This is a genomic window from Streptomyces sp. NBC_00154 (assembly GCF_026342835.1).
In the GTDB taxonomy this organism is placed as follows: Bacteria; Actinomycetota; Actinomycetes; order Streptomycetales; family Streptomycetaceae; genus Streptomyces.
The window spans coordinates 5,327,287-5,339,793 of sequence record NZ_JAPEMI010000001.1 but is presented as its reverse complement, the minus strand read 5'-3'; the positions used below and the strand labels follow the sequence as shown (position 1 = coordinate 5,339,793).

The 12,507-nt window shown below is 70.6% G+C and carries 9 protein-coding genes and 2 pseudogenes; 7 read left to right on the top strand and 4 right to left on the bottom strand.

The genetic code is table 11. The features are described 5' to 3' along the window. Positions 1 to 80 precede the first annotated feature (80 nt). Positions 81 to 1,660: pseudogene (cobC, locus tag OHA03_RS23925) on the top strand (Rv2231c family pyridoxal phosphate-dependent protein CobC). A gap of 139 nt (positions 1,661 to 1,799) precedes the next feature. On the opposite strand, the gene OHA03_RS23920 reads toward cobC, so the two are convergent. Both OHA03_RS23920 and OHA03_RS23915 read right to left on the bottom strand, forming a co-directional pair. Continuing rightward, positions 1,800 to 2,768: an SCO1860 family LAETG-anchored protein gene (locus OHA03_RS23920; RefSeq protein ID WP_267005842.1), complete on the bottom strand. Its 969-nt coding sequence runs from the start codon at positions 2,766 to 2,768 to the stop codon at positions 1,800 to 1,802. Positions 2,769 to 3,106: 338 nt separating this feature from the next. Beyond that, positions 3,107 to 4,207 (bottom strand): amidohydrolase family protein, encoded by a 1,101-nt coding sequence (locus OHA03_RS23915; RefSeq protein ID WP_267005841.1) that lies wholly within the window; start codon positions 4,205 to 4,207, stop codon positions 3,107 to 3,109. Between the two features lie 105 nt (positions 4,208 to 4,312). Here OHA03_RS23915 and OHA03_RS23910 point away from each other — a divergent pair, with 105 nt between their 5' ends. The 6 genes from OHA03_RS23910 to OHA03_RS23885 all read left to right on the top strand — a co-directional run bounded on the left by OHA03_RS23910 (position 4,313) and on the right by OHA03_RS23885 (position 10,149). Next, a complete protein-coding gene (locus OHA03_RS23910) occupies positions 4,313 to 5,419 on the top strand; it encodes an alanine--glyoxylate aminotransferase family protein (protein WP_267005840.1) in 1,107 nt (368 codons plus the stop codon). A 309-nt stretch (positions 5,420 to 5,728) separates the two neighbouring features. Next, positions 5,729 to 6,259 (top strand): diaminobutyrate acetyltransferase, encoded by a 531-nt coding sequence (gene ectA / locus OHA03_RS23905; protein ID WP_267005839.1) that lies wholly within the window; start codon positions 5,729 to 5,731, stop codon positions 6,257 to 6,259. Positions 6,260 to 6,351: 92 nt separating this feature from the next. Next, positions 6,352 to 7,620, top strand: a complete 1,269-nt coding sequence (gene ectB / locus OHA03_RS23900) for a diaminobutyrate--2-oxoglutarate transaminase (protein WP_267005838.1) — start codon at positions 6,352 to 6,354, stop codon at positions 7,618 to 7,620. A gap of 104 nt (positions 7,621 to 7,724) precedes the next feature. Next, complete coding sequence (locus OHA03_RS23895) at positions 7,725 to 8,123, top strand: ectoine synthase (RefSeq protein ID WP_267005837.1); 399 nt, start codon at positions 7,725 to 7,727, stop codon at positions 8,121 to 8,123. Positions 8,124 to 8,126: 3 nt separating this feature from the next. Next, positions 8,127 to 9,020 carry an ectoine hydroxylase gene (gene thpD / locus OHA03_RS23890; protein WP_267005836.1) on the top strand — a complete coding sequence of 298 codons (894 nt, stop codon included), beginning with the start codon at positions 8,127 to 8,129 and terminating at the stop codon, positions 9,018 to 9,020. A 112-nt stretch (positions 9,021 to 9,132) separates the two neighbouring features. Beyond that, the gene (locus OHA03_RS23885) at positions 9,133 to 10,149 is read left to right on the top strand and encodes a VOC family protein (RefSeq protein ID WP_267005835.1); all 1,017 of its coding nucleotides are present in this window, start codon (positions 9,133 to 9,135) and stop codon (positions 10,147 to 10,149) included. 19 nt (positions 10,150 to 10,168) lie between these two features. Here the strand turns inward: OHA03_RS23885 and OHA03_RS23880 are convergent. Further along, a pseudogene (locus OHA03_RS23880) lies at positions 10,169 to 10,333 on the bottom strand (arabinogalactan endo-1,4-beta-galactosidase); the annotation flags it as partial. Between the two features lie 58 nt (positions 10,334 to 10,391). Continuing rightward, the gene (locus OHA03_RS23875; protein ID WP_267005834.1) at positions 10,392 to 12,437 is read right to left on the bottom strand and encodes a beta-galactosidase; all 2,046 of its coding nucleotides are present in this window, start codon (positions 12,435 to 12,437) and stop codon (positions 10,392 to 10,394) included. Between the last annotated feature and the right edge of the window lie 70 nt (positions 12,438 to 12,507).

Sequence of the window (12,507 nt, the reverse complement as noted above, 5' to 3'; positions counted from 1 at the left end):
GTGGTAGCAGTCGGTAACGCACCCCGGTGCCCGCATCCCGGGCCCGCCCCGTCCCTCGAGTCGGCGAAAGGATTTCTCCCATGGCTTTGCTGGTCGTCGGGGTCGGGGCGGGCAGCGGTGTGACGGTCGGCGAAGTACTGGGGCTCGTCCTTTCCGTACTGCGAGAAGCCGGTCTCTCGCCCCGCAGCGTCGTGGAGTTGGCGACCGTCGACGCCAAGGCGGACGAGCCGGGGATCGTCGGCGCTGCGGCGCGGCTGGGCGTACCGGTGCGTGCGTACCGCGCGGACGAGCTGGCCGCGGTTGTCGTACCGAATCCGTCGGGTGTGTCGCTCGCAGCGGTCGGCACGCCGTCGGTCGCGGAGGCGGCGGCTCTCGTCGGCGCGGACGAACTGCTCGTACCGAAGCGGAAGTCGAGCCCCCGGGGGCGGGCGGGGAAGGTGACGTGTGCGGTGGCCCGGCGGGCGTCGCACGCGCATCCGGATCCGACCGTTGCGTGGAGCCCGGTGCCGGGCACATAGTCGTCCTGCTGTCGCTCCACCCCACAGTCATGAACCAGTCCCCCCACACCCCCCTGGAAGTCATGCACACTCCCACTGAGAGTCCCGACGTGAACAGCGCGGGCGGGCACGATCTGCGGCATCACGGTGACGCGGAGGTACGCGGCCGGGATCTGACCGATCTCGCCGTCAATGTACGCACGGATACGCCCCCGGCCTGGCTGAGGGGACGAATAGCCGCCTCTCTCGCCACGCTCGCCGTCTACCCGGACGGGGGCCCGGCGCGGGCCGCGGTCGCGCAGCGGCACCGGCTGCCGGTGGAACGGGTGTTGTTGACGGCGGGCGCGGCGGAGGCGTTCGTGCTGATCGCCCGGGCGCTGCCGGCCCGGCGGCCGGTCGTCGTCCATCCACAGTTCACCGAGCCCGAGGCGGCGCTGCGCGCGGCCGGGCACGAGGTCCGGCGGGTGCTGCTGCGCGCCGAGGACGGCTTCCGGCTGGATCCGGCGGCCGTGCCCGATGAGGCGGATCTGGTGGTCGTCGGCAATCCGACCAACCCGACGTCGGTCCTGCATCCGGCGGCCGCACTGGAGAAACTGGCCCGCCCCGGACGGACGTTGGTGGTCGACGAGGCATTCATGGACGCGGTCCCGGGCGAGCGCGAGGCGCTGTGCGGGCGTACGGACATCCCCGGCCTCGTCGTGCTGCGCAGCCTCACCAAGACGTGGGGACTGGCGGGGCTGCGGATCGGTTACGTACTGGCCGGTCCGGAGACCGTCGGCGCACTGCAGGAGGCCCAGCCGCTGTGGCCGGTGTCCTCGCCGGCGCTGGCGGCGGCCGAGGCGTGCATGGAGCCGCGGGCGCTGGCGGAGGCGGCCGCCGCCGCGGACCGGATCGCGGTGGACCGGGCCCATTTGGTGGCGGGGCTCATGGAGTTCGCCGAGGTGCGGGTGGCGGAGCCGGCCGACGGACCGTTCGTGCTGGTCCGGCTGGAGCGGGGCGCGCAGGTGCGGGAGCGGCTGCGGACGCTGGGGTTCGCGGCGCGGCGCGGCGACACTTTTCCGGGTCTCGGCCCCGAGTGGCTGCGGCTGGCCGTACGCGACCGTGCGACCACCAACCGCTTTCTGCAGGCGCTCGATCAGGCGCTGGTCCTCGTCGGCCGCTGACGGTCAGGGGCCCGGCTGATCTCAGGCACGGGCGGGGAGCGGTGTTCGCGTGAGATCACGCGAACACCGCTCCCCGCCTCCCTGTTGCTCGTCCGTCCCCTGTTACGCCGCCCCTCGGCCCCCCTCGGGCCGGGTCGCGTCAGTCCTGGGCGCCGCGCCTGCGGGCCACGACCATGGAGCCCGCACCCAGCGCCAGCAGCAGGGCCGCGCCGCCTGCGATGTAGGGCGTCGTGGAGCTGCCGCCGGTCTCCGCGAGATTGGTGTCGACCGCCGCCGGGGCGTGCCCGGTCCCGGTCTGGGGCTTCACTTCGGTTCCGCCGTCGCCGCTGTCGCCACCGGTGGTGCCGCCGTCGCCGGAACCGCCGTCGCTGCCGCCCGCCGGCTTGGTGGGCTCGGGCCCCTTCGGGGTCTCGCAGGTCGCCTCGGCGAGCGTGACCTCCCCCTTGACGTCGGCGACGTTCAGCTTGAGCGGGTTGACCGACACCTCCAGCCGGAGCGCGGCGGCCGCCGCGGTACGGGACGTGGCCCGCGTCTTCGACAGGTCGAGCGTCACCTCGCCCACACCCGGCACGTCGACCCGCGTGGTGCCGCCCGAGGTGAGCGTGACCCGCTTGCCGAGGACCGAGACACGGCCCAGCACATTGGATTCGGCGACGGGCTTGCGGCCCACCTCGCAGACCGCCTTCGAGGTGACCTTCTCGACCTCGATGAGCGAGAGCAGCGGCAGTCCGGGCAGATGCACACGGGCCTTCGCCAGGTTGCTGTAACCCTCCGCCCGGCGCTTGTCGACGGTCGCCTTCGCCGTGGCCACGTCGGCGCGCAGCACACTGAACGGGCGCCCGTGATTCACGCCGTCGAGCCGCCCGCGGAGCGCGGTCTGCTCGGCGCTCGCCGGTGCGTGCACCTCGTTCAGCGTGGCCTTGAGCGGCACATCGACGGTCTTGCTCAGGAGCGATACATCGAGTGCGGTACGGAGCACGACCGCGCTCGCCTTCCCGCCACCGGTGGTCGTGGTGGCTCCGGTGGCGTGCGCCGGGGCGGCGACCAGCAGAGCGACAGGAGCGGCGGCGACCGCCAGGGCGGCCAGGCGGAAGGTGTTGCTGTTCAAAATGGTGGAACCCCCACAAGAGACATGGAGCCACCGGCACCGCCCAATGGGGGACATCGCGGGCGCCGGTGACCTCGACTCCGTGAATCTTTACGCACAGAGGGTGAACTGACAGACACCTGCGGCGAGTTCACTCCAAGGGGGGGTTTCCGCGCCTGTATTCGAATATCGAGGTACGTCTGTTCCTTCGGTGCTCCTCACCGTCACCCGTTCCGCCGAGCGCATGGGTGGTGTGGCGCAAGCGCACCGGAGTGTGCGCAGAAGTGCTGCAACGAGCGCGAGGGCGGTTCGGACACTGGCTGTCAACGTGTCACCCTTTCTGCTGGGACACGGTGGCGTCAGCCGATCACCCGCCCGTTCAGCACCACCTGCCGCGGCGCCGCCAGCACCCGTACGTCCGCCCGCGGGTCCTCGTCGTACACCACCAGGTCCGCCGGGGCGCCCTCCTCCAGCCCCGGCCGCCCGAGCCATGCGCGGGCACCCCAGGCGGTCGCCGAGAGCGCCTCGCGCGCCGGGATGCCGGCCTTGACCAGTTCGGCGACCTCCGCCGCCACGAGTCCATGGGCCAGCGAGCCGCCCGCGTCGGTGCCGACATAGACCGGCACCCCTGCGTCGTACGCCGCGCGCACGGTGTCGTAACGGCGCTCGTACAGCTGCCGCATATGCGCCGACCAGCGCGGGAACTTGGCCTCGCCACCCGTCGCGAGGTCCGGGAACGTGGCGATGTTGACCAGCGTCGGGACGATCGCGACGCCGCGCTCGGCGAAGAGCGGAATGGTGTCCTCGGTCAGGCCCGTCGCATGCTCGATGCAGTCGATCCCGGCCTCGACGAGATCGATGAGAGCGGCCTCGGCGAAGCAGTGCGCGGTGACCCGTGCGCCGAGCCGGTGTGCCTCGGCGATGGCCGCCTCGACCTCGCCCCGCGGCCAGCAGGCGGTCAGGTCACCGGCGTCCCGGTCGATCCAGTCGCCGACCAGCTTGACCCAGCCGTCGCCGCGCCGCGCCTCCTGCGCGACGTACGCGACGAGGTCGCCGGGCTCGATCTCATGGGCGTAGTTCCGGATGTACCTGCGGGTCCTGGCGATATGACGGCCGGCCCGGACGATCTTGGGAAGGTCCTCCCGGTCGTCGATCCACCGGGTGTCGGAGGGCGATCCGGCGTCCCGGATGAGCAGCGTGCCGGCCTCCCGGTCGGTGAGCGCCTGCTTCTCGCTGGTGGCGGCGTCGACCGGGCCGTGGTGATCGAGCCCCACATGGCAGTGGGCATCGACGAGACCCGGCAGCACCCAGCCGGTGACGGTCTCCGCCGCGTCCGCCCCGGGTGGCCGCTCGTACGAGATCCGCCCGCCGACCGCCCACAGCTCGTCCCTGACGTCGTCGGGACCGACGAGCACCCGCCCCTTCACGTGCAGCACCGGCTGCGCCTTGTGATCACTCATGGCAGCACTGTACGAGGCGGTGTCCGGGAGGCCCTGGGTACTCTCGACGGAAGCGCTGTTCGCACGCCGAACCGCAGGCCGACCCGATCCGAAGAGAGCACCACCGTGACGCACCCCTTCCTCGACCTCGCCCCGCTCACCGCCGCGCACTTCGCCGTCATCGAGCAGCGCGTGGCCGGTCTCCTCGCCACCGAGCAGGACGTCGTCATCATGCAGGGCGAGGCACTGCTTCCTCTCGAAGGCTGCATCCGGGGCGGCGCCCGGCCCGGTTCGACCGCGCTGAACGTGGTCACGGGGCCGTACGGACAGACCTTCGGGAACTGGCTGCGGGACTGCGGTGCCAATGTGATCGACCTGGCCGTGCCGTTCCACACGGCGGTCACCGCCGACCAGGTCGCGCAGGCGCTCGCCGCCCACCCGGAGATCGATTTCGTCTCGCTGGTCCACGCGGAGGCGGCCACCGGCAACACCAACCCGGTCGCCGAGATCGGTGAGGTCGTCCGGGCCCACGGGGCGCTCTTCATGCTGGACGCCGTCGCCTCGGTGGGCGCCGAGCCGCTGCTGCCGGACGTGTGGGGTGTCGACCTGTGCGTGATCGGCGCGCAGAAGGCGATGGGCGGCCCGGCCGGGGTGTCGGCGGTGTCGGTGAGCGCGCGCGCCTGGGAGCGGATCGCCGCCAACCCCGAGGCCCCTCGCCACTCGTACCTCTCCCTCCTGGACTGGAAGGAGCGCTGGATCGACGGCGGCCGCAAGGCGCTCCTGCACGCCCCCGCGCAGCTGGAGATGCTGGCGCTCGAGGCGTGCCTGGAGCGGATCGAGGCGGAGGGCCCGGAGGCGCTGATGGCCCGGCACGCGGCGGCCGCGGCGGCCACGAGGGCGGGCGCGGTGGCGCTCGGCGGCGGCCTGGCACCGTACGTGCACGAGGCGAAGGACGCGGCGCCGGTCGCCACGACGCTGCGCGCCCCCGCGGGAGTCGACGCCGCCGGGCTGGTCGCCAAGGCGCTCGCGACCGACCCCTCGCTGCCGCTGATCGCGGGCGGCGGGGCCCTGTCCAAGGAGATGATCCGGGTCAATCACTACGGTGTGGATGCGACGCGGGGCGTGGTGCAGTCCTCGATCGCGGCTCTGGGGTCGGCGCTGGCCGATGAGGGCCGGCAGGTCGACTTCGAAGCTGCCCGCAAGGCCGTTTCGGAAACCTGGCCGAGCGAATAAGAATTCATCAATGCGGGGAGCTGCTTTATTTTGAGCAGCTCCCCGCATTCTTCTGCCCGCTCCCCCGGAGCCTAAACGCCAATGTTTCAACAACGCCGATCGGCACAATTCGGTTGCTTCTCCGGGGAGTTACAGCTCTGTGACCGACTCCACAACGTGGCCGTTTTGCGGCATCAATAAGGCCCAAAACGGAAGAAATCGAACCGGTTTCGCGCCGGGGTGCGCGCCCGCGTGATAACACAGCCGCTTCCTTGACCCAACCCCTTTCGTCGATGCAATTTCAAAATTTGCTGGGTAAATTCCATTCGCATGACCGCCGCACCAGCAGATTTTGCACGTGCCCGAAGCGAATTCATCACCATCGACACCCCACGAGTGGAGGACGGGGCCGCCATCTGGCGCATCGCCCGCGACTCCGAGGTCCTGGACCTCAATTCCTCGTACAGCTACCTGCTGTGGTGCCGTGACTTCGCGGCGACCTCCGTGGTCGCCCGCGACGCGACCGGCGAGCCGGTCGCCTTCGTGACGGGATACATCCGACCCGACCGCCCCGAGACGCTCGTCGTCTGGCAGGTGGCCGTCGACCACGGCCATCGCGGCATCGGACTGGCCGCCGAGCTGCTGGACTCGCTGACCGCGCGGGTCGCCGCGGAACAGGGCCTGGCCCGGGTCGAGACGACCATCACCCCGGACAACACCGCTTCCGACCGGCTGTTCACCTCCTATGCGCTCCGCCATGACGCGGCCGTGGAGCGCGAAGTGCTCTTCGACGGCGGGTTGTTCCCCGAGGGGACGCATCTTCCGGAAGTGCTCTACCGCATCGGTCCGTTCCACGTCTGAGGCGCAGCCCGGGTGACACCCCCCGGCCCGGCGTCGACCGAAGCGCCCGTTCCACCGCCGCCCGTCACACCCCCACAAGCAGGAGATCCCCTGTGACCATCACCCCGCCCGCCCTGAGCGTCTTCGAGACCCTGGAGTCGGAGGTCCGGAGCTACTGCCGCAGTTGGCCCGCCGTGTTCGACCGTGCGCAGGGCGCCCGGCTGACCGACGAGGACGGCCACTCGTACCTCGACTTCTTCGCCGGTGCAGGATCCCTCAACTACGGCCACAACAACCCGGTGCTGAAACGCGCACTGATCGACTACATCGAACGCGACGGCATCACCCATGGCCTGGACATGGCGACCACCGCGAAACGCGCCTTCCTGGAGACCTTCCACAATGTCGTCCTGCGGCCGCGCGACCTGCCGTACAAGGTGATGTTCCCCGGCCCGACCGGCACCAACGCGGTCGAGGCCGCGCTGAAGCTGGCCCGCAAGGTGAAGGGGCGCGAGTCGATCGTCTCGTTCACCAACGCCTTCCACGGCATGTCGCTCGGCTCGCTCGCCGTCACCGGAAACGCCTTCAAGCGGGCCGGGGCCGGCATCCCGCTGGTGCACGGCACGCCGATGCCGTTCGACAACTACCTCGACGGCCGGGTCCCGGACTTCCTCTGGTTCGAGCGGCTTCTCGAGGACCAGGGCTCGGGTCTCAACCAGCCCGCGGCGGTGATCGTCGAGACGGTGCAAGGCGAGGGCGGCATCAATGTGGCGCGGCCCGAGTGGCTGCGGGCGCTGGCCGATCTCTGCCGCCGCCGCGACATGCTCCTGATCGTCGACGACATCCAGATGGGCTGCGGCCGCACCGGTGCGTTCTTCTCGTTCGAGGAGGCCGGCATCACCCCGGACATCGTCACCCTGTCGAAGTCCATCAGCGGCTACGGACTGCCCATGTCGCTCTGCCTGTTCAACCCGGAGCTGGACATCTGGGGCCCGGGCGAGCACAACGGCACCTTCCGCGGCAACAACCCGGCCTTCGTCACCGCCGCCGCCGCGCTCGACGCCTACTGGGCGGACGGCCAGATGGAGAAGCAGACGCTGGCCCGCGGTGAGCAGGTCGAGCAGGCGCTGCTCGAGATCTGCGACGAACACACCCGGCTCGGCGCGCAGTTCCGCGGCCGCGGCCTGGTCCAGGCACTCGAGTTCACCGATGTCTCGCGCGCCGCCGCGGTCTGTGCGCGCGCATTCGAGCTCGGGCTGCTGGTGGAGACCTCCGGCCCGCGCAGCGAGGTCGTGAAGCTGCTGCCGCCACTGACCATCACCCCCGAAGAGCTGGACGAGGGCCTGCGCACGCTGGCCCGCGCGGTCCGCGACACCGTCTGACCGCCCGGCCCGCGGGTCGCGCGACATCCCGACCGCCTGGCCGGGCCCACCCCGGGCAGGCCCGCACAGAAGTACCGCTGCAGAGAGAAAGGCTCCGACTCACCGTGATCGTCAGATCGTTCAGCGACATCGAGAACACCGACCGGCATGTGAAAGCCGCTTCCGGCACCTGGGAGAGCAAGCGCATCGTGCTCGCCCGGGAGAAGGTGGGCTTCTCACTCCACGAGACCACGATGTACGCAGGTACCGAGACGTCGATGTGGTACGCGAACCACATCGAGGCCGTCCTGTGTGTCGAGGGCGAGGCCGAGCTCACCGACGACGAGACCGGCGAGACGCACTGGATCACCCCCGGCACGATGTACCTGCTGGACGGCCATGAGCGCCACACCATGCGCCCCAAGACCGACTTCCGCTGCGTCTGCGTCTTCAACCCTCCCGTCACGGGACGGGAGGAGCACGACGAGAACGGTGTCTACCCGGTACTGACCGAGGAGGGCTGAACCATGACCACCGATCTACGCGCCGACCTGTATCCCACCCGGCGCACGGCCGAGATGACCATCCCCCGCCAGGACCCGGTCATCTGGTCCGCGCCCGGCGCCCCGGGCCCCATCGCCGTAAAGGATCTGCAGGGTTTCGAGCGGGACGGCTTCCTCACCGTCGACGAGCTGATCACGCCTGACGAAGTGGCCGTCCACCACGCCGAACTGAACCGGCTGATCACCGATCCTGCGGTGCGGGCCGATGAGCGGTCGATCATCGAGCCGAAGTCGCAGGACGTACGGTCGGTCTTCGAGGTCCACCGGATCAGCGAGGTCTTCGCCCGGCTGGTGAACGACGAGCGGGTGGTGGGCCGGGCCCGTCAGATCCTCGGTTCGGATGTGTACGTCCACCAGTCGCGCATCAACGTCAAGCCGGGCTTCGGCGCTTCGGGGTTCTACTGGCACTCGGACTTCGAGACCTGGCACGCCGAGGACGGTCTTCCGCACATGCGGGCCGTCTCCGTGTCGATCGCACTGACCGAGAACCACGACACCAACGGCGGGCTGATGATCATGCCCGGTTCGCACAAGTCGTTCCTCGGATGTGCGGGCGAGACGCCGAAGGACAACTACAAGCAGTCGCTGAAGATGCAGGACGCCGGCACCCCGTCCGACGAGGCGCTGACCAAGATGGCCGACCGGCACGGCATCAAGCTCTTCACGGGCCGGGCCGGTTCGGCGACCTGGTTCGACTGCAACTGCATGCACGGCTCGGGGGACAACATCACCCCGTACCCGCGCAGCAATGTCTTCATCGTCTTCAACAGCGTGGAGAACACGGCCGAGGAACCGTTCGCGGCGCCGGTGCGGCGCCCGGAGTTCATCGGGGCGCGCGATTTCTCGCCGGTGAGGTGAGGCGCTGACGGGCCGCGCCGCGAAGTGACAGGGGCCGGGACGACGTTCGTCGTGCCGGCCCCTGTCGAAAGTTGGTGGACCCCGGCGGCCGGCAACGGCGACAGTTGGTCCCATGACCTCACTCGTACGTCACATGACCATCGACTGCGCCGACGCCTACAAGCTCGGCAGTTTCTGGGCCGAGGTGCTCGGTGCCCGGCTGTCCGACGACGACAGGCCCGGTGACCCCGAGGCGCTCGTCGAGACCCCCGGCGCCGCGCTGCTGTTCGTTTCGGTGCCCGAGCCCAAGAGCGTCAAGAACCGAGTCCACCTGGACATCCAGCCGCAGGACCGCACCCGGGACGAGGAGGTCGAACGGCTGCTCGCCCTCGGCGCCACGCTCGTCGGCGACCACCGCAGGTCCGACGGCCGGGGCTGGGCGACGCTCGCCGACCCCGAGGGCAATGAGTTCTGTGTGGAGTGCAGCGCCGTCGAGCGGGCCACGCTGACCGCGACCCGGCTGCCGGTCACCGCGGACGATGTGACCACCGCGGTCCATCTCGCGCTCGCCGCCCTCCGTGAGGTTCCGGAGGACCACTGGCGGGCACCCGCCGGGTCGCTGGAGTGGGACTCCTGGGAGACCGTGGAACATCTGAACGACGATCTCTTCGCGTACGCCGCCCAGTTGGGCCCGAAAAAGCCGCCGCTGGACCGCGAGGTCCCGTACCGCTGGGGAGCCGACCGCAAGGGCGGCCCGGCGAATTCGATCTTCGCGAACCCCGATGCGGGGCCGGTCGGCCTGCTCCAGACCCTGGAGGCGAGCGGCGCCCTGCTGACGGCGATGGTACGGACGACCGCGTCAGAGGTCCGCTCCTACCACTCGTACGGGGTGTCCGACCCGGAGGGCTTCGCGGCCATGGGAATCGTGGAGACCCTGGTCCATACGCACGATGTCGTCCAGGGCCTGGACATCTCCTGGGCGCCGCCCGCCGATCTGTGCGACCGCGCGCTGGCCCGGCTTTTCCCGGACTCCCCGGACGACGCCGACCGGTGGACCGTCCTGCTCTGGTCCACCGGCCGCGCCGAGCTGCCCGGGCGGGAGCGCGTCACCTCGTGGAAGTGGCGCAGCGCGCCGCTCGATGCCGCCTAGGCGGACTCCCTGGGGCCCACCGGTGGGAGAACCGGCTCGCTGCCGGGAGCAGCGTCGCGTTGTGGTCGAACAGCGCCTGGTTCTCCCACGCGTTGCCGAACGCCGGATCTGCCGGGTGCCATCCGCTGCCGCCGACGGCGGTCCTGGCGGGCTCCCGGTACACGGCGCCGAGACCGCGGCCGTTTCCGCACATCGTCGTTGTCCCTTCGACCGTTGCGCGGGAATTGCGGGGATGGGGCGACTCAGCCGTCTAGGTGTACGACCCGGACCGCGCCCGCCGGAACGGCGAGATGGCCCACGGTGTGCTCGCCGGTGAGGAGCTCGGTGCCGGGGCCGTCGAGCGGCACCGTCGCGTCGTCCCCGGTGTGGTTGATCGCGAAGAGGTACGTGCCGCCGTCACCGGTGCGGCGTACGACCTCGACGTCGTGCGGGAGACCGGTGCGCGGCGCGATCCGCGCGTCGTCACAGGCTCGGTCGAGGACGGCGTCGAGGTCGGGTCCGGACAGCCGGGTGGAGATGTACCAGGCGGTGCCCCTGCCCAGGCGGTGCCGGGTGACGGCGGGGCGGCCCGCGGGAATGCCGTCGGCGTACGACCAGACGGTCTCGGCGCCGCGCGGGACCACCACGTCCGACCACAGGTCTCCGGTCAGCTCCGGGCCTTCGGAGGCGCCTTCGGGCGTGATCAGGCGGACCGTCCCGCCCTCGCCGAGCGGTGAGAACTCCTCGATCGTCAGCCCGAGTACGTCCCGCAGGGCGCCCGGGTACGGCCCCGGGTGCACGGCGTCATGGGTGTCGACGATGCCGGAGAAGTACGAGACGACGAGCGTGCCGCCGTTCTCGACGTAGCTCCGGAGGTTCCGGCCGGTCTCCTCGGTGGCGAGGTAGAGGGCCGGGACGACGACCAGCGGGTACCCGGAAAGATCGGCGTCCGGGTGGGCGAAGTCGACGGTGAGGTGACGGTCGTACATCGAGGCGTAGAAGGTGTCGGCGCGCTCGCGGGCGTCGTGGTCCTCGCTCGGTCGCCACTCCAGCTTCTGCGCCCACCAGGACTGCCAGTCCCAGAGCATGGCCGCGTCCGCGACGGTTCGGGTCCCGCGGATGCCGCTCAGCAGGCCGAGGTCGGCGCCGAGCCCGGAGACCTCCCGCCACACCCGGGAGTCCGTACCGGCGTGCGGCACCATCGCCGAGTGGAACTTCTCCGCTCCGTTGCGAGACTGCCGCCACTGGAAGAACATGGCCCCGTCGGAGCCCCGCGCGACATGGGCGAGGCTGTTGCGGGCCATCTCGCCCGGGCGCTTGGCGGGGTTGCGGGGCTGCCAGTTGACGCCGCTGGTGGAGTGCTCCAGGAGCAGCCAGGGTGCGCCGCCCGCGACGGATCGGGTGAGGTCGGCGGCCATCGCGAGGTTGACATGGGTGCGGCGGCCGTCGGTGATCAGATAGTGGTCGTTGGTGACGAGGTCGGTCTCGCGGCCCCAGGCCCAGTAGTCGACGGAGTCGCACTGGCTGAGAGCGGTCATGAAGTTGGTGGTGACCGGGATACCGGGGGCGAGGCGGTGCAGGATGTCCCGTTCGCTGCGGAAGTTCTCGCGCATGGTGGCGTCGGCGAAGCGGGCGTAGTCCAGGCGCTGCGCCGGGTTGGCGACGGTCGGAGTGGCACGGGGCGGGTCGATCTCGTCGAGGCTGCGGTAGCGCTGGCCCCAGAAGGCGGTGCCCCAGGCTTCGTTGACGGCGTCGACGCCGTCGTGGCGGCCGGCCAGCCAGCGGCGGAAGTGGGCGGCGCAGTTGTCGCAGTAGCAGGCACTCACCGGAACGCCGTACTCGTTGTGGACGTGCCACATCGCGAGCGCCGGATGGTCTGCGTACCGGCGGGCGAGCTGTTCGGTGATGTTCGCCGCGGCCGACCGGTAGGCGGGGTTGCTGTGGCAGATCGCGCCGCGTGAACCGAAGGCGTAGCGGACACCCTCGCGGCTGACCGGAAGGGCCTCGGGGTGGGCGCGGTAGAACCAGGCGGGCGGGGCGACGGTGGGGGTGCCGAGGTCGACCCGGATGCCTGCCCCGTGCAGCAGATCGAGGACCCGGTCGAGCCAGCCGAAGTCGTAGCCGCCGGGCTCCGGTTCGAGAAGTGCCCACGAGAAGATCCCGACGCTGACCATGGTCACGCCGGCTTCCCGCATCAGGGCCACGTCCTCGTGCCAGACCTCTTCCGGCCACTGCTCGGGGTTGTAGTCGCCGCCGAAGGCGAGCCGGCGCAGACCGTGCGGGGCAGGCTCGGGCGCGGTGTGCGGCATGGGGGTCTCCTGGGCTCTTTGGTACAACTTCTGGGAACGTGCACACACATTCTCGGTGGCGCAGATCCAA